The following is a 19126-nucleotide window of genomic DNA, read 5'->3' on the forward strand; positions in this document are numbered from 1 at the left end:
ACGAGCGACCCGGGCGGTTCGATCAGCGGGTCGAAATGTCCGCCCGCGTGTGGGCCACTACCGTGTGTTCCATGGCCTCGACCCACACCGAAGACCTGCGTCTCGCCCACCTTCTGGCCGACGACGCCGACGCGCTCACGATGAGCCGGTTCCGCGCGGAGGACCTGAAGGTCTCGATCAAGCCCGACGAGACCCCGGTGTCCGAGGCCGACACCGCCGTGGAGGAGGCCGTACGCCGCACTCTCGGTCGCGCCCGCCCGAGGGACAGCATCCAGGGCGAGGAGCTAGGCCGGACCGGCTGGGGTCCGAGGCGCTGGATCATCGATCCGGTCGACGGCACGAAGAACTACGTCCGCGGCGTGCCCGTCTGGGCGACGCTCATCGCACTCGCCGTCGAGGACGAGATCGTCGTCGGTGTCGTGTCCGCGCCGGCGCTCGGCCGGCGCTGGTGGGCCACCAAGGGTGACGGCGCCTATGCCGGCCGGAGTCTGCGCTCGGCCCAGACCTGCCAGGTCTCCAAGGTCGCGGCGCTGTCGGAGGCGTTCCTGTCCTACTCCAGTCCTGCCGGCTGGGTGACGACCGGGCGGGGGGCCGGGTTCGGGCAGCTGCTGGAGGCATGTGGGCGCACCCGGGCGTTCGGCGACTTCTGGTCGTACATGCTGCTGGCCGAGGGCAGCGTCGACATCGCCACCGAACCTGAGCTCAACCTGCACGACATGGCGGCCCTCACCGTCATCGTCGAGGAGGCGGGTGGCCGTTTCACCGCGCTGGACGGCACGCCCGGTCCCTACGGCGACAACGCCCTCGCCACCAACGGACTCCTGCACGACGAGGTGCTCGGCCTGATCGGCGACGACCTACCGGAGTGATCCGCGGGTGGTCCGCTTCGGCTGGGCCGCGCCGTCCCGCCCGATCACCACGTCCAACCGGGACTCCTCACACTCCTGCGCCCCGGACGTCTCGTCGGTCATGCCGAACATCGCGAGCGTCGCGTCGACGTGGACCGTTCCCTGCGTCCGTGGCGGATGGGCCCGGCGGAACAGCAGGTCCGCGGCCTCCCGCACCAGGGCGACCGCGCGGGCCCAGTCCTCGGGGTCGACCCACAGCTCGGCGTCGGTGTGGAGCCGCGGAAGGTGCTGCGTCGGTGCGCAGTGGCGTCCGCGCCGCGCGAGCTCCTGCGCCATGGCCTGGTAGACGAGCGTCTGGATCTCCGGGTCACCCGCGTCCCGGGCCGGCTGGAGGCCCGGCACGTGGAGGTAGCGGCTCGCGACACCCTGCGGCTCCTCGGCCTCGTCCGTCTCCTCGCCCACCTCGACGAGGTGGGCGGCCGCGACCAGGGCGCGTACGTGGGAGGACGCGAGCGCGGGGCTGATGTCGAGCTCGCGGGCAATCTCGTCGGTGGACAGCGCGGCGCCCGTGACCAGGGACACGATGCGCAGCCGCATCGGATCAGCGAGTTCCTTCAGCGAAACGACCCCCAAAGACACTTTTGGGAGTATTGCCGCTGAGGATCTTGCTCGTCAAGTTCGAGATAGACCGGAAAATCCTCACATTGCGTGCGCGGGGGATTCCTCTACGCGGCCTGTCCGGGCTACGGTGCGCTTCACGGGAAAGTTGGCCGGAGCCGGCCGTCTGGCCGCCCGGCGAAGGAAGGGAGCCGGTGATGCGAATCAGCGAAGTGCTGCGCGGCAAGGGCCCCGAAGTCGTGACCGTCAAGCCGCACCTACCGGTCCGCCAGCTCCTCCACCTTCTGGCTGACGCCAACATCGGCGCGGCGGTCGTGAGCGAGGACGGCACCGCCATCGAGGGGATCGTCTCCGAACGCGACATCGTGCGCCACCTTCGCGCCGGGATCGGGGTTCTGGAGGCCCCGGTGGCCCAGATCATGACGCGTCAGGTCCACACCTGTGAGCCTTGCGACACGGTGGACGCGCTGATGCGCCTGATGACCGAACACCGCGTCCGGCATGTTCCCGTGCTCGACGCCGGCCGCCTCGCCGGGCTGGTGAGCATCGGCGACGTCGTGAAGATCCGGATCGGCGAGCTCGAGTTCGAGTGCGAACAGCTCGAGAACTACATCGGTCAGGCGTAGCGACCCGCCTAGCGCGGGTCCACGGCCGGCACACTCTCGCCCACGACCGGGCGACCGTCCTTCCACACCCGCGACACCAGCGGGACACCCGGCCGGTAGGCCAGATGGACGTACGACGGGGCGTCCAGCACCACGAGGTCGGCCCGGGCACCCGCCCGGAGCACCCCCACGTCGTCCCGTCGCAGCGCCCGCGCGCCGCCGGCGGTCGCGGCCCACACCGCCTCCGCGGGGGTCATCCCCATCTCGCGTACGGCGAGCGCGACACAGAAGCTCATGCTCGAGGTGTAGGACGAGCCGGGGTTGCAGTCGGTCGCGAGCGCGACGCACGCACCGGCGTCCAGCAGGCGGCGTGCGTCCGGGTACGCCGAACGCGTCGAGAACTCCGCGCCTGGCAGCAACGTCGCGACCGTGTCCGATCCCGCGAGCGCCTCGACGTCCTCCTCGCGCAGGTGGGTGCAGTGGTCGACCGAGGCGGCACCGAGTTCGACACCGAGGCGCACGCCGGGGCCGGCCGCGAGCTGGCCGGCGTGCAGTCGGGCGCCGAGTCCGGCCCCGATCCCGGCGGTCAGGATCTCTCGCGTCTCCTCGGGGTCGAAGGCGCCCCGATCGCAGAAGACGTCGACCCAGCGCGCGTGCGGCGCACAGGCCGCCAGCATCTCGCCGGCCACCAGGGTGACGTACTCGTCCCGGCGTCCGGCGTACTCCCGGGGCACGACGTGCGCACCGAGGTACGTCGTCTCCTCGGTCAGCGCCGCGGCGACCCGCAGCGACCGGGCCTCGTCCCGGACCGTCAGGCCGTACCCGCTCTTGATCTCGACGGTGGTCGTTCCGCCCGCGCGCATCTCCGCGACCAGAGCACCCGCCCGGGCCCGGAGCTCCTCCTCCGAAGCGGACCGGGTGGCCCCTACGGTCGAGGCGATTCCGCCCGCGTCGTAGGACCGCCCGCTCATCCGTGCCTCGAACTCCGCCGCCCGGTCCCCCGCGAACACCAGGTGGGCGTGGCTGTCCACGAAGCCGGGCAGCAGCGTACGGCCGCCGCAGTCGACCCGGGCATCGGCCGCGGGCGCCTTCGCCGCGGGGCCGACCCAGCCGATCCGGTCGCCGTCCACCAGCAGCGCGGCGTCCCGGATCTCACCGAGCGGGCCGCCGTGAGCCGGATCGTTGGTGACGAGGAGCCCGATTCGGTCCAGCAGGGTGACCATGCGCCGATCCTGCCGTACGGCGCAGGCACGGTCGCGGCGCTCGGTGGCGCGGCGAGGGCTCGTCGTGCCGATCGGCACCAATCGCCCGGAGTGGGATCGCTACCAGGGCCATCCTGGGGTGATCCGGCGCGCGAGCGATGAGTTTCGTCGCGCCGTCCCGTCTACCGGACATGAGGACACCTATGCCCACACCACCCGCCATCGTCGAGCGCGCCGAGCAGCCGTACGTCTCGATCGCGAAGACCGTCACCATGCAGACGATCGCCGAGATCGCCGACCGCATTCCGGAGATCTTCGGCTGGCTCAGTGCCCGGGGAGTCGAGCCCGCGGGTGCGCCGTTCTTCAGGTACAACGTCATCGACATGGAACGCGAACTCGAGATGGAGGCCGGCTTCCCCGTGTCGGTCGCCATCGAGGGCGAGGGTGACATCCAGGCCGGCGTCCTCCCCGCGGGGAGGTACGCCACCGTCACCCACGTCGGTCACCCGGACGAGCTCGTCGACGTCACGGCCGGACTGCTGAGCTGGGCCAACGAGCAGGGCCTGCGCTGGGACATGACCGAGTCCGACCGTGGCGACCGGTGGGGCTGCCGGCTGGAGTTCTACAACACCAACCCCGCCGTGGAACCCGACATGAACAAGTGGGAGACCGAACTCGCCTTCCGGCTGGCCGACTGACCACCGGCTGATCGACCACTGGCCACCGGCCGATCGACCAGTGGCCGAAGGCCCTCCCGGGGCGCCGTCCTCAGCGACCGCCTGGCCGCGGTGTCGGGGTCGGCGACCCCGTCGGCCGTGGCGTGGGCCGGGCGGCGAGGCTGCCACCGACGTAGGTCGCGTTGCGGCAGGCGCTGTCTCCGGGTGCCGGCGTCGTGCAGGTGAGCCGGACGATCAGGCGCTGGCGCTCGGTGAAGATGATCGGCGACACGAAGTGCTGGTCGAGGTCTCGGAAGTTCTCCGGCTGCAGCGAGAGCAGCACCTGGTCGTTGCGAAGAACCTGGAGGACGCCGGCGTCCCCGGGCGACTCGAACACCAGGTCGGTCACCCGCAGGACCTGCCCGCGCGGCACCGTGTAGGTGGCGTTGACCGTGTCGCCTGGGTCGGCGACGACCGGCAGCCGGCGGTTGAACGGCGCACCGGCCAGCGCCTCCTGCTGCGCCTGGGCCACCTGCTCGCGTTCGCGTTCCTGCCGCTGGCTCTGGAGCGTCTCCGCCGCCGTACCGGCCGAGTTCTTCGCCTCGCCGGCGGCACTGTTGGCCGAGCCCGCCTGCTCCTGCGCGGCTCCGGCCTGCCGGTTGGCCTCCTCCGCCACCGTCCTGGCCTGACCGACCTCCTGCCGGATCTGGTTCAGCGGGTCGGCCACTGCGTCCTGCGCCGTCGACTGGATCGCCGGCCGGATCGCGAGGAACCACAGGGCCACGAGCGCGACGGCCCCGGCCACCGTGGCGAGCACGGCACGACCGAGCCACGAGGGCAGCGTGACGTCCTGGAGCATCGTCCCGTCGACGCTCACGACCGGCTCGCGTGGCGTTGCCCGCCTCGGCGTGCGGCCCACTCCGGGCTGGGCGGGCCCGGGCGCCGGGGCGGCGGTCACGGTCGCCGACGCCGGCCCGGTGGCGGCCAGGGCGGGCGCCACCCGGTCGCCCTGCTCCCGCGCGGCGGCCACGTCCAGGGCGTGCACGGTGAACGTACGGGTCGCCGGCGTGCCCCGCCAGATGCGGTCGACGGCTCGGACGTCGACCGTGACGAACGCCGCCGTCCCGGGTGCGATGCGCAGCCGCTCTGGCCGGAACCGGAACCCGAGGAGCGCGTCCGGATCCTTGCCCGCGAACTCCAGCGTCACCGCCCGGTTGCCACGGTTGTCCACCGCCAGGGAGTGGCGGGCCCGGCGCCGGCCGTGGGAGGTGCGAGGGGTGAGTTCCCCGGTGAGGGCGTCACGCGCCTGCACCGTGACCGTCCCCTCGGGCACCGCGACGTCGCCGGGATGCTCGTGTGGTTCGACCACGACGGCGAACGGGATGTCACCCGCCTCGACCGGCGCGTCGACCGGCAGGTCGAAGGTCAGGGTCGCGCTGCCCTCCGCGTCGGGATAGAGCGAGAGGGTGGGGGGCTCGACGGACGCGAACGTCGCGAGATCCCCCGTGACCCGTAGGTTGTACGACTCGACGACCGACCCATGGTTGGTCACCGCGACGCGGCACTGCACGCTGCCGCCAGGCGTCAACTGCAGTGCGGTCATGTCCAGGTACGCGGAAGTGGCCACCCTCGTGACCGTACGGACGACCGCCCGCGCTCACACCGGACGCGGGTCCAGCCGAAGGTGCACCGATGCTGCCCCTTCGGGCCGGCGTTGAGCCGGCGTTAAGTGCAGGCCAAGTGCGCGACCCCACACTCCTGATCGGGCAGCACCTGCCCATGGCTTCGGGCGAGGGGACACCACACGATGAGTGAACGCATCAATGTCTACATCCGGGCGCTGGATCCGTTGTCGCAGGCGGGGGTGATGCACACCCTGCGACACCGGCCGGAGGTCTGGCTCCTGACCGAGGAGGACCTCGCGACCGAGCGGGTGGCCGACCCGTCCGTCGCGCTGGTGGTCACGGAGAACGTCGACGAGGAGACGGTGAAGGTCCTGGAGTCCGTCCACCAGTTCGGCCGGCGGCGCGTCGTCCTTGTCGCCTCCCGAGTCGAGGACGGCATGCTGCTCGCCGCGGTCGAGGCCGGGGTGTGCAGCGTCGTACCGCGCGCCCACGCGACGGCGGAGCGGCTGGTCCACGCGCTGCAGACCACCGCGTCGGGTGCCGGGAGCCTGCCTCCCGACCTGCTCGGGCGGCTGCTCGCCCAGGTGTCGAAGTTGCAGCGGCACGTTCTCGCACCACACGGGTTGTCGCGCACCGGGCTGTCGGACCGGGAGACGGAGGTACTCCGGATGGTGGCGGACGGCATGGACACCCGGGAGATCGCCGACCGGCTCGGCTACTCCGAACGCACGGTCAAGAACGTCCTGCACGACATCACGAGTCGGCTCCAGCTGAAGAACCGCTCCCACGCGGTGGCCTACGCGCTCCGGGAGGGACTGATCTGAGCCGCGGCACCGCGGTACCGACCTGAGGCGAGGCGTGATCTGACGCGAGGGGCGTGACCCGAACCCGGGGGGCCAGGTTCGGGTCAGGCCCCTCCTCCGCGCGAGAGAGCACCTGTGCGGCGGACCGCCGGCGCGGCCGACCCGGCTCAGCCGCGCGAGACGAAGTCCGGTGGCTGGCCGGTGAGCGGCACGACCAGGACGGGCTCGCTCCTGATCTCACCCACGCCGGGAATCGTGGCCACCAGTTCGCGTGGTCCGAGCACGTCCCGGCGGTACACCAGCACGGGCAGGGTGAACGTACCGTCCGCGGCGGGCGTCACCGAGGCGCTGCCGACGCCGGTGCTCCACGTCAGCCGGACGGGAACCCCCGGAGGGAACTCGCTGCCTTCGGCATGGGTCACCCGCCCCGGCCGGACCAGGCCGGGGTCGGCGACCAGCGTGGGCTGGATGGTCGCACCGACAAGGTCCACCGACACCGGTTCGGGGTCGAGCACGCCCGGAAGGTACGCGTTGGCGGTGACCGCGAGGGTCGTCTGCCCGTCGCCCAACCCACGCGGTGCGTAGCGCACCGGAACCACGCACTGCTGGTTCGGCCGCAACGCTGTCGCACAGGGTCGGCCGACCAGCGTGAAGCCCGCCGCGGACGCGGGCAGCGCGAGCGCGATCTGCACCGGCACCGAGCCGATGTTGCGAACGACCACCTGCTTCGGGGTCGTCGCGACACTCAGCCGTTGCGGGGCGAAGGCCACCCGACCGGGCGTGACGGAGATCGTCGCGACGCCCGGCTCCGGCTCATCCGGACCGTCCGGACCGTCCGGACCGTCCGGACCGTCCGGGCCATCGGGGCCATCGGGTCCATCGGGGTCGCCCGGATCCTCCGGAGGAGGAGGCGCGACACCCCGACCGGTCAGGGTGACGGAGTACGTCGGACCCGCGCGGTAACCCGATGCCGTCGAAAGCTGGAGCAGCGCGTCCGCCTGGTCCTCGGAGGCGGGCTGGAAGGTCACCTGGACCGTGCAGGAGGCGCCACGGTGCAGGGTCGCGCAGGTCTGCGCGGCGACGTCGTACGGCTCCTCGGTCGACGGCGTGCCCATCCGCACCGGACCACGGCCCGCGTTGTCGAGGGTGACGATGACCGGGGCCGAGCGGGTCCCGATCCGCAGTTGGCCGAAGTCGAGCGCGGTCGGGTCGATCACGAGCTGCGGAGGCCGGAGCCGCACGTAGACGTCTCGCGCCTGGTTGGTGTCGGCCACGGCCAGAACCGAGCTCGAGTCGAACGCCGTGAAGGCGCCGTCCTCGTCGATCGCCGGCCGCGCGCTCGATCCGGTTGGAGGGACCGCGCCGTCCTCGGTGAGGGACACGAGTTCGTTGAACCGCTCCTCCAGGGGCGCGTTCGCGAAGTCGGGTTCGAGATAGCGGACGTAGACCGCCCGTTCGCCGTTGGTGGGTTGGGCCACGAGGTTGGTGGCGGTCGAGGAGTAGGCGACCGTCGTACCGTCGTCGGACAGCGACGGATCCATGCTGCCGCCACCGCCGTCGGCCACGGGGTTGGCGAACATCGCCGAGGCGAGCACCGTCCGGCCGCTACCGAGATCACGGACGTAGACCTGGTCGCCGACCGGTCCGCCTTCCCCGCCAGGCTTCATCGTGGCGAAGGCGACCCGACGTCCGTCCCGCGACAGTGAGGGCGAGGCGGCGTCGAGTTCTGGGACCGCACCGGAGGGAAGCCGGGAGACCAGGACGGTGTCGCCGGACTCCCGGTCGTGCCGGTAGACCTGCCACTGTCCCGTCTCCGCGGAGCGGCCGAGCAGGGTACGCGAGGCGAAGGCGACGAACCGGCCGTCGCCGGAGACGCTCGGCTCCGCACCGTCGATGAGGTCACCGTCCCCGTCGACGCTGACGATCCGCGGCGCCGGACGTCCCGGCCCGGCGAAGTCACCCGCACCACTGGGGTCCTGGCGCAGCACCACCACCTCGGCGGTCCCGACCGCGTAGAAGCGGTACCGCTGCCACTCCGAGACGGGGGCGCCCTCCGGCACCACCGCGAGCGAGGCGGCGTACGCGCCGACCGCCTCCGGGCGGAAGCCGACGTAGGCCGTGCACTGCTCGCCGGGCGCGAGCACGGTGCTCGGCCGGCACGCCGGCGGCGCGGACGGCCACGGATCGGGCGGCAGGACGAGGCCCACCGAACAGTCCGCGGCGTCCAGCCGCAGGGTCGCCTGGGTCTCGCTGCCGTTGGTCACGACCAGCGCGGACGTGTCGACCGTGCCGACGGAGGGCGTGGCGCGGTATCCGAGCGGTAGACCCGCGTTGCTGACATGACTGTCCGACGCCGGATAGCTGGCGTAGGGCGGCGGCGCGATCGGGGCACACGTCCCGGCCGGCGGAGGTGGCGGGCTCGGGGGCCCGGTGCACGGGTCGGACGCGACCAACGGGATCGCCAGCCGGCCGTTCGGGGTCGACGCGTTGGTCCGAAGCGTCGCGAAGTAGGTGCGGCCGCACCGCGGCTCTGGTGGGGCGAGCTGCAGGTCGATCGTGCAGGCCGCGCCGGAGGCAAGGTTGCCTTGACATGTGGAGCCGGTGACCGCGAAGGCCGTCCGGTCGCGCCCCTCGACCACCGACGGTCCGGTGAACGCCACGGACTCCGCCGCGGTGAGCGTGACCTGGGCCTGGGTGGGCGATTCGCCACCGGGGTCGAAGTCGACGAGCGGCTCCTCCGCCCAGGGTTCGGCGCCACTCGTCACGCTCACCCGCAACGCCGGTGAGTCCGGATGCAACAGCGCCGGGAAGACCAGGGTGGTCCCGTCGCCGGACAGTCCCGGCCCGCAGTCGCGTACGCCCCAGCAGTAGACCGCACGCTGGAACGGCAGGTCGCTCGCGGTACCGCTGGCCCGGTGCGGGGTCGCGGGTCCGCCGCCGCCGGCCCGGGTGTCGGCGACCCAGACGTCCGGTGCCTGCTCGGACGGCTCGTCGCTCGCGGGGGACGCGCTGTAGGCGACCAGCCGGCCGTCCCCGGAGATCGAGGGGCCTCCCTCGACCGACTGGCCCTCGCCGGACACCCGCGCGGGCGTCCCGCCGGCCTGGTCGCGCAGGACGACCGTGGGGGTCCCGCCGTCATCGGGGATGGTGCGCGCGGCGACGTAGCGGCCGTCGTCGGAGATCGCCGGGGACTGTGCCTGTTCCGCCACCTGGCTGGTCTCGCCCGGCCAGCGGTCCGCGCTGATCCCGCTCCCGTCCAGGGCCACGGACACGCCCGGTCCGTCCAGGTAGCCGCTCCGGCTACCGACGAAGAAGGTCTCGGTCCGCGGCCCGACCTCGCCGGGCGCGAACGTCAGGCTCACCACGCAGGAGTCGCCGGAGCGCAGTACGCCACCGTTGCACAGGTCGCTCTCGATCCCGAACGGCGCACGGACCGGATCCACGCTGAGCGCCGCCGGACCCGGCCCGTCGTTCGTGAGGGTCACCGCCCGCGGGGCGGAGGCGTTGCTCACGGGTACATCACCGAAGTCGAGGGCGGTCGGCTCGACGCGCAGGCTGGGCAGCCGACGGGCGGCGTAGACGTCGTAGTCGCTGTCCCCGTCGGGTGGCAGCAGGGCGGCGCCGCTATCGAACGACGTCACGGAACCGTCGACGGTCGTCGAGGGGGTGCCGGAGTTCTCGGTGAGGTCCGGCGTGCCGTCCGGGCGTACCGACAACAGTTCGGTGCTCCCGCCGGTGAGGTCGGAGCCGACCTCGCGCGCGTAGACCTGGGAGGCCGGGAACTCACCGAGCGGCTCGCCAAGCAGGTTCGACGCGAACGACGCGAAGGTCACCGTGGAGCCGTCACCGGAGAGCGCCGGCGCGAAACTCTCCGCGTCACCGGGCGCACCGCCGGGTGTGCCGGACATCCGGGCGGTCGCCTGGAGGCCCAGGTCACGGACCCAGACCTGGTCGCTCTGGCCGACCACCGCCTGCGCTCCCGTGGGCGTCCGCCCGCGCTCCCGCCGCTCCCGGTCGGCCCGCGCGGCGCGCGCGGCGACCGTCGGGTCCCATTCGCGGATGGTGACGAAGGCAAGCCGTTGCCCGTCACCGGAGAGGGAGGGTTCGGCGGCACCGGCCGGCGGCGTGCTCCCGTCGGGCAGCCGGGACGCGAGCACCGTCGGCCCGCGCTGCCAGGTGCCGTCGCCGAGAGCGTCGGTGTCGTGGACGTAGACCAGCGGTACGTCGTTCGCCGTGGGCTCCCCGTCAAGCCTGTCGTACGACGTGAACGCCACCCAGCGTCCCTCGGCCGAGACCGAGACCTCCCGCCCGTCCATCGCGGGTCCGCCCGACCCGGCCTGGCTCACCACGACCGGCGGCGCCGACCCGAAGTTCCCCTGCCCACTCGGGTCACGCCAGAGCAGGGCGGCGTTGCTCACCGCGGTCGCGCTCAGCCGGAAGGAGCTCTGACCGACGTAGAGCCCGCCGGCGAGTGCCGCGACCTCGCTGGAACGGGCTTCGACGTAGGCGACGCAGGACTCGTTCACCGGGAGGTTCGCTCCCGGCAGGCAGGTTCCACTCGGCGCGCTCGGCGGTACGACCAGGCGCATGGCGCAGCCGGGCGACCTGAGCGTGACGGGCTGGGCGAAGTTCGTCCAGTTCGTCACACTCATCGCGAACAGCCGCGCCTGTCCGACCTCCAGCTCACCCAGGGGGAACACCGGCTGCTGGCGATGGTCGGTCCGCTCAGTGATCGGCGACGGCAGTGGCCCGGTCACCGTCGCTTCGCCGCTACAGGTCTCCGCGACCACCTCGGTCTCCCCCGAGGGCGCCAGTCCGATGACGGGCACCGGGGCGCAGGTGTGGTGGGCGATCACCGCCAGCTCGGCCTGACCGGCCGGCGTCGTTCCGGGCAGCCGCAGCGTGGCCTGGTGCTGGACGTCCTCGACGGTCGTCGTGCAGGGTGGCGTGTAGGTCACCTGGATCGTGCAGGCGTCGCCGGGAGCGAGGGTGCCCTCGCACGGGTTCTCCGAGGGGCCGACACCGAACGCCGCGTCCCCGTCGATGGCTGGTCCGGAGGCGGGGAACGTCACCGGATCGGGACCCTCCACCTCCACCCGCACGACCTGCTGCGCTGTCGCGGTGGTCCCGTGGAGGAAGCTCACCTGGTTTCCGAGGTCGACCAGCGGCCCCTGCCACCCGTTCGGCGGAGAGCTGCCCCCATACGGGTCCGCGGTGATCGAGAGGTTCGGCGACACGACCGAGAAGCTCGCCGGGGAGACGAGTGCCTTCCCGTCCCTGGACAGGTGCGGAGGGCAGACCGCCTCGGCCTGGTCGCACGGCGGCTGGCGTTGGTAGGGCAGGTCGTTCGGCGTACCCGTCACGCGGCGCAGGATGCCCTCGCCACCGGCGCCCGCACGGTCGACGACGTACAGGTCCTGGGAGGACGTCGCCTCCACGTCCTGGGTTCCGACGAAGCCGACCAGGCGCGCGTCCCCCGAGATGGTGGGCACCTGGGCGTAGCGGAGTCCGGGGGTCGGCAGGGTGGTCGTCGTCGCGACCGCCTGGTCGCGCAGGAGCAGACTGCCCCCGTCGGTGAACGCGACGTAGCGACCGTCCGCGTCGATGTCGGCGGCGTAGGTCGGGTCGTAGTCCCCCTCGGAGACGAACGTGAGGGCCGGCGCGGTGGTCGCCGCCGCCTCGAGCTTCGATGCGCCTCGGGTCGCGAGCCCGAGCGGCAGCAACAGGCTGCACAGGGTCGCCAGTGCGGTACCGAGCACCACGAGGGCGCGACGCCGCGACGAGGCGGGCGTACCAGCGTTTGCCACGTACGCCAGCGAAGCCCAGCGGCCGCGGAGTGACCAGAGATCGCCGGGCTTCCGGTCGGGCAGCCCAACCTGCCCAAGCAGGCAGGCCCGGCGTCGGCGTCACCCCGCGCGGACCGGCGCGCACGGCCGGCGCGGACAGCCGGCGCGGACAGCCGGCGCGCCTGGTCAGTCCCGCCGTCGGTCGGCGGACCGCGCGCGCCGCCGAGCCGCATCGTGGGCGGCCTTGACCGAGGCGAACGCCTCCGCTCCCCACCTGTCGCGGAGTGCGAGCAGTTCGGGCTCGAACGTCTGCCGCGAGAGTTCGGCACCGAGCAGGTCGGCCAGGGTGGCGTAGCCGGTGGCCAGCAGGCGGTAGGCGTCGACCCGATCGCCCACCCGGTCGGCGATCCGGGACCCGGCAAGCACCGCCGCGAGGTAGGCGAGCGGCTGAATCGCCTCCAGCGCGTGCCCGCGCGCCGACCGGGCAGCGGACCGTGCGGCGGCGAGGTCTCCTCGCGCGAGCGAGCGGGCCGCCGTGAGGAGGTCGAGTTCGGCCAGGGCACCCGGACTGCCGGCGTCCGCGGCGGTGCGCCCGGCGGCGGAGCGAAGGACGTCGACCAGGTCCGAACGCCCTTCTCCCTGGGCGAGCGCCACTCCCTGGACGAGAGCGCCCGCCGCCTCCGAGGCCGCTCCGCCCGCCACGGCGTCCGCGGCCGCGGTTCGCAGCACCTCCGTGGCGGCGTCGACCTGGCCCTCGGAGGCCAGCGCGTCGGCCTGCCGGCGGCGCAGCGAGAGCCGTTCCTCGACGGTCCGCCCGGGCTCGCGTGCCAACGCGTCGAAAGCCCGTGCCGCGGCAGCCGCCTCCCCCAACGCCAGCCGCGCCTCGGCGACCTCGAGCCGGGCCGCCGCCACGACACCGGCCACGCCGTCCGCGAGACGGATCGCCCGCTCCGCGCGGTCCAGGCCCTCACGCGGTCTGCCGAGCAGTCGGGACAGGCCGGCCCCGAGGCGCAGGGCCTTCGCCGCCTCCGCCGGGGCGCGTTCGGCGTACTCCGCCGCCACCTGGTCCGCCAGCTCACGCGCCCGCACCACCTCGCCTTGGGCAACGAGGTCGGCGACGCGGCGGAAGGTCTCGTCCGGCCCGCCCGCGGACTCAGTAGTCATGGCTGCCGACGATCTCATAGCCCGCGGCCACCAGTCGCCCGGTCGTCTCGGCGACCGCGGTGTGCCGCTGCTCCGCGTGGCGCTGCGCCCACGCCTGCAGGTCCGCGGCGAGCTGGTCGTGGTCACTTTGCCGCTGCTCGGCCCGCGCCCCCAGGTCCGCGGCATCGGTCTGGGCACGTTGCGCGTTCTGTGCGGCGGCCTGTTGTTCGGCCGAGTTCTGTTCGCGCGCGTTGCCGAGCCCCGTCTGGGCGGTGTCGAGTTGACCGGTGCTCTCCTGCGCCCGGGTCTCCTCGGCCGTGAGCGCCCCCTCGTCCGTACGCAGCCGCCCCATCTGCAGCGGACCCTGCGTCGCCTGGGTGTCCACGATCATCCGGGCCTGCGTGAGCTGTGCCATGAAACTGGTCGCCTCAGCGGCCGACTCGTGACACTTGTCGGCCGCGCTCTGTGCCGGTGGCACCACCAGAGCGATCCCCTCGAAGATGCTCCCGAACATGCTCGCCCCACCGACCCAACCGGACAGCAGGACCTCGAGTGTGCCGAGGCCGGCCATCCTCGACGCGGACTCGGTGACGGAGCCCCCGGCCTCCTCCTGCCGCTCCTGCTGTGCGGCGTTGGCGGCCGCGGTCGCCGAGACCTCCTGCTGGTGAGCCTCGGTCGCCTGCTGGGCGGTTTGCACCCCGGACTCGAGCTGGCCGATCTGGGCTGCCCGGCGTTCGGTCTCGGCCCGGTCGGCCGAGGCGTTCGCCGCGTCCGCGTCCGCCGTTTGTCGCAGCCGAACGGTGTCGGCGATCTCGCGGCGCATCGCGGCGAGTTGCTCGGGCGTTCCGGGCGGCCGTTCGTAGTCGGGACTCACACGCTCCATAGTGGTCCGCGCGTCTCCCTGCCGGTCCTGTGCGAGACCCGCGTACGGGTCGTTGTCGGCGGTGTAGGGGGCGCCCGTCGCCGGCTGGTCCTCCGACGCGAAGGCCGCGGCCACACTGGTGGCGTCGTTCGTCGAGTCCCAGTCGCCAAGGGTCGGCGCCCCACGGAAGCCGCCCGGCCGCCACTCCATCCACGCTTCGCCTTCGCGAACGTCCCGGGTGGTCCAGTGCTCCGGAGAATGCGGCCACTGCACCACCCGCCCCTCGTCCGGCGCGGGTGGCCCGATGCCGGGGAGTGTGGCTCGATCCGAGGGCTCGGGTGCCGGTGGCCCGATGCCGGGGAGTGTCACCCCATCGGTGGGTTCGGTGGGTGTGGGCGTCGACGACCCTGACCGGTTCGAGATCGGCACCTCGCCCCCGGGGATGGGCGCCGACCCCCGCCCGACGGTGCCGTACGGCAGTTGGATCTGCGGGCCACCCCCCGGATACACCACACCCGTACGGCCCGCGGCGCTCTCCGGCTGGGGAGCGATGCCGGAACGGAGGAAGGGCGTGTCGGGTGGGATCTCGAACACCCGGGCGGCGTCCACGGGATTGCCCGGACTCCCACCGGGCCACGCTTCCGGCAACGCTGACTGGTCACGGATCTGGCCCTCCCCACGCGCCGCCACCTGTTGGGCGTACGCCATCGCTTCCTCGCGCGTGGTGAAGATGTGGTCGACGTAGGAGCCCGGCGGGCCGACCCGGACCGCATAGCTGGGTTTCGCTCCGCTGACTCCGAACTCCTCGGCCGGCCGGTAGACGGGTGCTTCCTGCGTCGTGCCGTCCGGCTGCACGCTGGGTTCGAGGTCCGTACGCCCCATCGCGCCGTGGTACGGTCCGCCGTCCGGAGCACCCGGTGTGCCGTAGGCGTACGCGCCCGGAGGCGACAGCGGGTTGCGGTAGCCGGATCCGGGGGCGCGGTTCTGTGGCATCCGCGGCTCGAGGGGCGCGATGTCCACCTGCTGGAAGTCGCCCGCCCGAACGCTGCCCGGCGCCGGAGCGTCTCCACGCGCGATGTCGTCGAGGCCGGCGAGCGCGCTGTCGATCTCGTCGTCACGCAGACCCGCGAAGGGGTTCGTTTCCGGTTGCGGCCCCGCCTCGTACCGGAAGGCACCACCCTCGCTGGGATAGGACAGGCGGAGGTCCTCACCGGCAGGACCCGCCATCGGCCACGGTGTCGCCTCGCCTGCCGGGCCGCCGGGCGCTCCGTCAAGTCCCCCTTGCTCCGGGCCGAGTCCGGGCAGGGTGGGACGCCCTCCGTCCTCCCCGACTCCGATCACCGGTTGCCCTTCCAGGTGGGGCTCGGGCCCCAGACCAGGCAGCGTCGTACGCCCGCCCTCGACGTCGGGCGCCGCCGCGGGTGGCGCCGCCTCCACCGACGGGCCGCTCGCGTCCGCTGGCGTCCGTGGCGCGGCACCGTCGGGAATCTCATACCTCGCCGCGCCTGGCGGGTTCTCCGGCATCCCGAGCCGGTCGGCCGCTGCCCCTCCGACCTTGGTGCCGGCGAGCCCACCGAGAACGCCACCTATGGCTCCGGACGCCGCGGCGATCCGGGCGCCCTGTGCCTGCACCGCCAGGGGATCCGCGTCGCTGGTGAACGTGTGGAGGGCACGGAGCAGAGTCACGACCGGCGTCAATCCCATCTTGACGAGGCCGATCACGGCGGACGCCGCGCCCACCGACGTCGCGATCGAGGTGCAGGTCACGGCCACCGGTGAGGTCGCCCCGAAGCTGGGTACGACACCCAGCCAGGCCACCCCGGCGATGACCCCGCACACGAGACCAACCGTGTCGAGGACGTTGCCGGCCAGGTCGAGGAGCGTGATGAGCCCGTCGATGGTGTTGGCGGCCTGTTCGTAGCCGGAGGCTCCCTCACCGATCGCGTCGAGCTTGCCGGCGAGTTCGGCGCGGCCCTGCTCCGTTCCCAGTGCGGTGGCCAGGCCGTACGCCCCGATCGCACCGCCGATGATCGACCCGATGATCGGGACCGGGATCCGCCGTGCCGCGAGCCGGGTCGCACCGCGCGTCGCCATCGTCAGCATGAACCCGGCCGCGAACCCCTGGCCGAACCCACTGCCGAGACCGGCACCGACCTGTTCGGCCACGAAGCCGGCCCGGTCGGCGGACTGTGCGCCACCGGTGGTCTGGAGCGCCGCGCCCCAGCGCTCGTGCTCGGCGAGTTCGGTATCGACCAGGACCGCATCCATACCCGCCGCCGCACCGTCGGCTTCCGGCCCTCCGGTGAACGGAACGCCCTCGGCGGCCGGTCCGGCCGCCGCGTCGGTGGCAGGACCAGCGTCTGCGTCGGTCGCAGGACCTGCGTCTGCGTCAATCGGCGGGGCGGCGGCTGTGTCGATCGCCGGGGCGGCGGCTGGGCCAGTGGCTGGGTCTGTGGCTGGGGCGGGGTCAGTCGCTGGATCAGTGGTGGCGCCGGAGGTGGTCGTGCCCCCGTCCGGTGCCCCCGACTCCGACGCGACGTCGGCGTCTGGGCCTCCGCTGTCGGGCGCCCCCGCGTCGGGTTGCGCGGAGCCGTCGACGCCGGTGTCCGCGCCGGCGCCGAGGAGTCCGGAGACGGCAGCGTTCCCGGCGGTTCCCTGCAGGTCGGCGATCGACTGCTCAGCCGGCGCGAGACCTTGGGCATCGACAGCGGTCTCCGCGGTCGTGGGCGCCAGGCTCGGAGCCGGAGCCGAAGCCGGCGTCTGGCGGCGGGTCGTCGGCTCCGGAGCCGTCGCGGTGTCAGCCATGCCGCTCTCCACCTGAATCGGGACGGGGTGCGACGATCGACCAGTACGGCCCGAACTCCGCCTCCACGCAGAGTCGGCCGAGCTTGCGGTACTCGCGCTGGATCGCGCGTACGACGTCGGTCATCGTGACCGGACGACCGGCGTCGGCGGCGAGGTAGGCGGCCGACAGGGCGACGTTGCGGATGTCACCGCCGGACATCTCGAACGCCTTCGCGGCGTACTCCACGTCGACGTCCGCGGCGAGCGGAACGGCGGTGCCGAAGCAGCGCCGCCACAGCCGGAGCCGGTCCTGCTCGTCGGGCAGTGGAAACTCGACCAGCAGGTCGAGCCGCCGGGTGAACGCCTCGTCCAGGTTGACCCGCAGGTTCGTGGCGAGGATGGCCAACCCGTCGAAGGCCTCCATCCGCTGCAGCAGGTACGCGACCTCGACGTTGGCGTACCGGTCCCGCGCGTCGTTCACCTCCGAACGCTTGCCGAACAACGCGTCCGCCTCGTCGAAGAACAGCACCCCGTTGACACGTTCGGCCTGGTCGAAAACCCGGTCGAGGTTCTTCTCCGTCTCGCCGATGTACTTGTCCACGACGGTGGCGAGTTCGACGGTGTACAGGTCCAGGCCGAGCTCACCCGCGACCGCCTCGGCCGCCAGGGTCTTGCCCGTACCCGGTGGCCCGGCGAACAACGCACCGATCCCGTCGCCGCGCCGCCCGGTCTGGCGCAGCCCCCACTGGTGCAGGACGGTGGCGCGTCGACGTACCCGGGCCACCAGTTCGTGGACGAGTTCGAGTGGTTCGGCCGGCAGAACGAGCGCGGCGAGGTCGACCTCGGGCCGGATGCGGTGGGCGAGGTGCTCGAGACCGGCGGCGTTCTGACCGCGGGCGCCGGCCCGCAGGTCCTCCGCGGTGACGGCCCGGCCGTGGAACGACGCCTGCAGGAAGGCTCCGGTCGCCGCGCGGGACACGGCCTCGGGGGTCAGCCGGTACGACGCGGTGACGGCTGCCAGTTCGAGGCCCGGCTCGCAGCGCTCGCGCAGCGCCGCGCTCCAGAGCTGGTCCCGAGCGTCCTGCTCGATCAGCGGTACGTCGAGCAGGAGCGGGATCTCCTTCGCCCACGCCGGGTCCCACGACCGGCGTCCGAACGCCACCAGCGGCCAGCGCAGTTCCGCGAGTGCCCAGACGTCGGCGACCGACCGTTCGGCCAGGACGTCGACGGGACCGACGACCAGGCCCCGACCGGTGAGCCGCGCCTCCAGTAGCGCCGCACGAAACAGCGCGGACACGGCTTCGCCGGCGGGCAGGCGTTCGAGGTCGAGTACCAGCGCGCCGACACCGAGCCGGGCGAACGCCGCCCGGGCCCAGCCGGCAGCCGCACCACTGGTGTCGCGCAGATAGCAGAGCCGGACGTGCTCCGACAGCGCCCGGGCCAGCGCGTCCGGATCGCCGACGAGGTGCGGCGGGTCATCCGCGGTCAACCGGTGCAGGGCCCGGTCGGTGTGGTCGTCACCGAGCAGGTGGCGGCAGACCCGATCGGTGACCCGCAACGAACGGCTGAGGAAGGGACGCTCGGGCTCCTCCACCACGACCAGCCCGCTCTCGACCAGCGCACCGTGGTCGAGAAAGAGCGCGCGACTGGCCGGATCGAACGGTGAGAGCCCGGCCAGTTCGAGGGCCAGCCACGGGGTGGCACGTCGCCTCGTCACGTCGTCGTGGAGGTACCCGTACAGCCCCTCGAACCGCCGGTCGACGTCCGGCGCGAGAGCGGCCACGAGCATCTCGACTGCGGCCGCCGGCAACGCGAAGGCGCGCGCCAACCGGCGCAACCGCACGTCCTGACCGGCCGCCTCCGCCTGGTCCGCGCGGTTCTCGACGTCGCCACGGGCACCCGCGTCGTCGACGGGCGGCATCCCGGCGCGTGGGGTGAGCAGCCGTGCGACGTCGGCGTCGGCCAGGTAGAGCCCTCGGAACGGATCGTCTGGACGGTGGTCGGTACGACGTCGCGCGGCGACGAAAGCGGCCACGCGCCCGGCGAGCAGGTCGAGGCGTCCGAGCAGATAGCGACGGGACGGGTCGAGGTCGTCCATGCCGGCACCACCCGGCTCCTCCACCCGTTCCGTCGCTGCCCCACCCTCCACGGACGTAGGCTCGCCGATCCGCGGGCCGCCGCCAACGGAGTCCAA

The 19126-nt window shown here is 73.0% G+C and carries 11 protein-coding genes; 4 read left to right on the top strand and 7 right to left on the bottom strand.

Annotation, left to right across the window (positions count from 1 at the left end):
- The first annotated feature begins 71 nt into the window (after positions 1-71).
- A complete protein-coding gene (locus HEB94_RS41115) occupies positions 72-869 on the top strand; it encodes an inositol monophosphatase family protein (protein WP_192754843.1) in 798 nt (265 codons plus the stop codon).
- Here HEB94_RS41115 and HEB94_RS41120 read toward each other — a convergent pair.
- Positions 858-1487, bottom strand: coding sequence for a helix-turn-helix domain-containing protein (locus tag HEB94_RS41120; protein ID WP_192754844.1), 630 nt, complete (start codon positions 1485-1487; stop codon positions 858-860). The genes HEB94_RS41115 and HEB94_RS41120 overlap by 12 nt on opposite strands.
- Before the next feature lie 176 nt (positions 1488-1663).
- Between HEB94_RS41120 and HEB94_RS41125 the strand changes: the two genes are divergently transcribed.
- A complete protein-coding gene (locus HEB94_RS41125) occupies positions 1664-2092 on the top strand; it encodes a CBS domain-containing protein (RefSeq protein WP_192754845.1) in 429 nt (142 codons plus the stop codon).
- A gap of 8 nt (positions 2093-2100) precedes the next feature.
- Here the strand turns inward: HEB94_RS41125 and hutI are convergent, their stop codons facing one another.
- On the bottom strand, positions 2101-3294 hold the full coding sequence (gene hutI, locus HEB94_RS41130; RefSeq protein WP_192754846.1) for an imidazolonepropionase: 1194 nt from the start codon (positions 3292-3294) through the stop codon (positions 2101-2103).
- A 182-nt stretch (positions 3295-3476) separates the two neighbouring features.
- Here hutI and HEB94_RS41135 point away from each other — a divergent pair, with 182 nt between their 5' ends.
- The gene (locus tag HEB94_RS41135; RefSeq protein WP_192754847.1) at positions 3477-3971 is read left to right on the top strand and encodes a GyrI-like domain-containing protein; all 495 of its coding nucleotides are present in this window, start codon (positions 3477-3479) and stop codon (positions 3969-3971) included.
- Between the two features lie 70 nt (positions 3972-4041).
- Here the strand turns inward: HEB94_RS41135 and HEB94_RS41140 are convergent, their stop codons facing one another.
- Positions 4042-5556: a COG1470 family protein gene (locus HEB94_RS41140; RefSeq protein WP_192754848.1), complete on the bottom strand. Its 1515-nt coding sequence runs from the start codon at positions 5554-5556 to the stop codon at positions 4042-4044.
- A gap of 180 nt (positions 5557-5736) precedes the next feature.
- Here HEB94_RS41140 and HEB94_RS41145 point away from each other — a divergent pair, with 180 nt between their 5' ends.
- A complete protein-coding gene (locus HEB94_RS41145) occupies positions 5737-6378 on the top strand; it encodes a helix-turn-helix transcriptional regulator (protein ID WP_192754849.1) in 642 nt (213 codons plus the stop codon).
- Positions 6379-6524: 146 nt separating this feature from the next.
- On the opposite strand, the gene HEB94_RS41150 is transcribed toward HEB94_RS41145, so the two are convergent.
- From HEB94_RS41150 to HEB94_RS41165, 4 genes are all read right to left on the bottom strand, one after another.
- Entirely contained in the window at positions 6525-12164 is a 5640-nt protein-coding gene (locus HEB94_RS41150) for a choice-of-anchor D domain-containing protein (protein ID WP_192754850.1), read from the bottom strand.
- A 165-nt stretch (positions 12165-12329) separates the two neighbouring features.
- Positions 12330-13307: a hypothetical protein gene (locus HEB94_RS41155; protein WP_192754851.1), complete on the bottom strand. Its 978-nt coding sequence runs from the start codon at positions 13305-13307 to the stop codon at positions 12330-12332.
- Positions 13297-16953 (bottom strand): hypothetical protein, encoded by a 3657-nt coding sequence (locus HEB94_RS41160; RefSeq protein ID WP_192754852.1) that lies wholly within the window; start codon positions 16951-16953, stop codon positions 13297-13299. The genes HEB94_RS41155 and HEB94_RS41160 overlap by 11 nt, the downstream gene beginning before the upstream one ends.
- Positions 16946-19081, bottom strand: coding sequence for an AAA family ATPase (locus HEB94_RS41165; protein WP_337918299.1), 2136 nt, complete (start codon positions 19079-19081; stop codon positions 16946-16948). The genes HEB94_RS41160 and HEB94_RS41165 overlap by 8 nt, the downstream gene beginning before the upstream one ends.
- Positions 19082-19126: the final 45 nt, after the last annotated feature.

The sequence above is a fragment of the Actinopolymorpha pittospori genome (genome assembly GCF_014873875.1).
Classification (GTDB): domain Bacteria; phylum Actinomycetota; class Actinomycetes; order Propionibacteriales; family Actinopolymorphaceae; genus Actinopolymorpha; species Actinopolymorpha pittospori.

Excerpts from the sequence above, each read along its gene's own strand:
- HEB94_RS41115 (WP_192754843.1), top strand. The coding sequence starts at position 72 with ATGGCCTCGACCCACACCGAAGACCTGCGTCTCGCCCACCTTCTGGCC.
- HEB94_RS41125 (WP_192754845.1), top strand. The coding sequence starts at position 1,664 with ATGCGAATCAGCGAAGTGCTGCGCGGCAAGGGCCCCGAAGTCGTGACC.
- hutI (WP_192754846.1), bottom strand. The coding sequence starts at position 3,294 with ATGGTCACCCTGCTGGACCGAATCGGGCTCCTCGTCACCAACGATCCG.
- HEB94_RS41135 (WP_192754847.1), top strand. The coding sequence starts at position 3,477 with ATGCCCACACCACCCGCCATCGTCGAGCGCGCCGAGCAGCCGTACGTC.
- HEB94_RS41145 (WP_192754849.1), top strand. The coding sequence starts at position 5,737 with ATGAGTGAACGCATCAATGTCTACATCCGGGCGCTGGATCCGTTGTCG.
- HEB94_RS41155 (WP_192754851.1), bottom strand. The coding sequence starts at position 13,307 with ATGACTACTGAGTCCGCGGGCGGGCCGGACGAGACCTTCCGCCGCGTC.
- HEB94_RS41160 (WP_192754852.1), bottom strand. The coding sequence starts at position 16,953 with ATGGCTGACACCGCGACGGCTCCGGAGCCGACGACCCGCCGCCAGACG.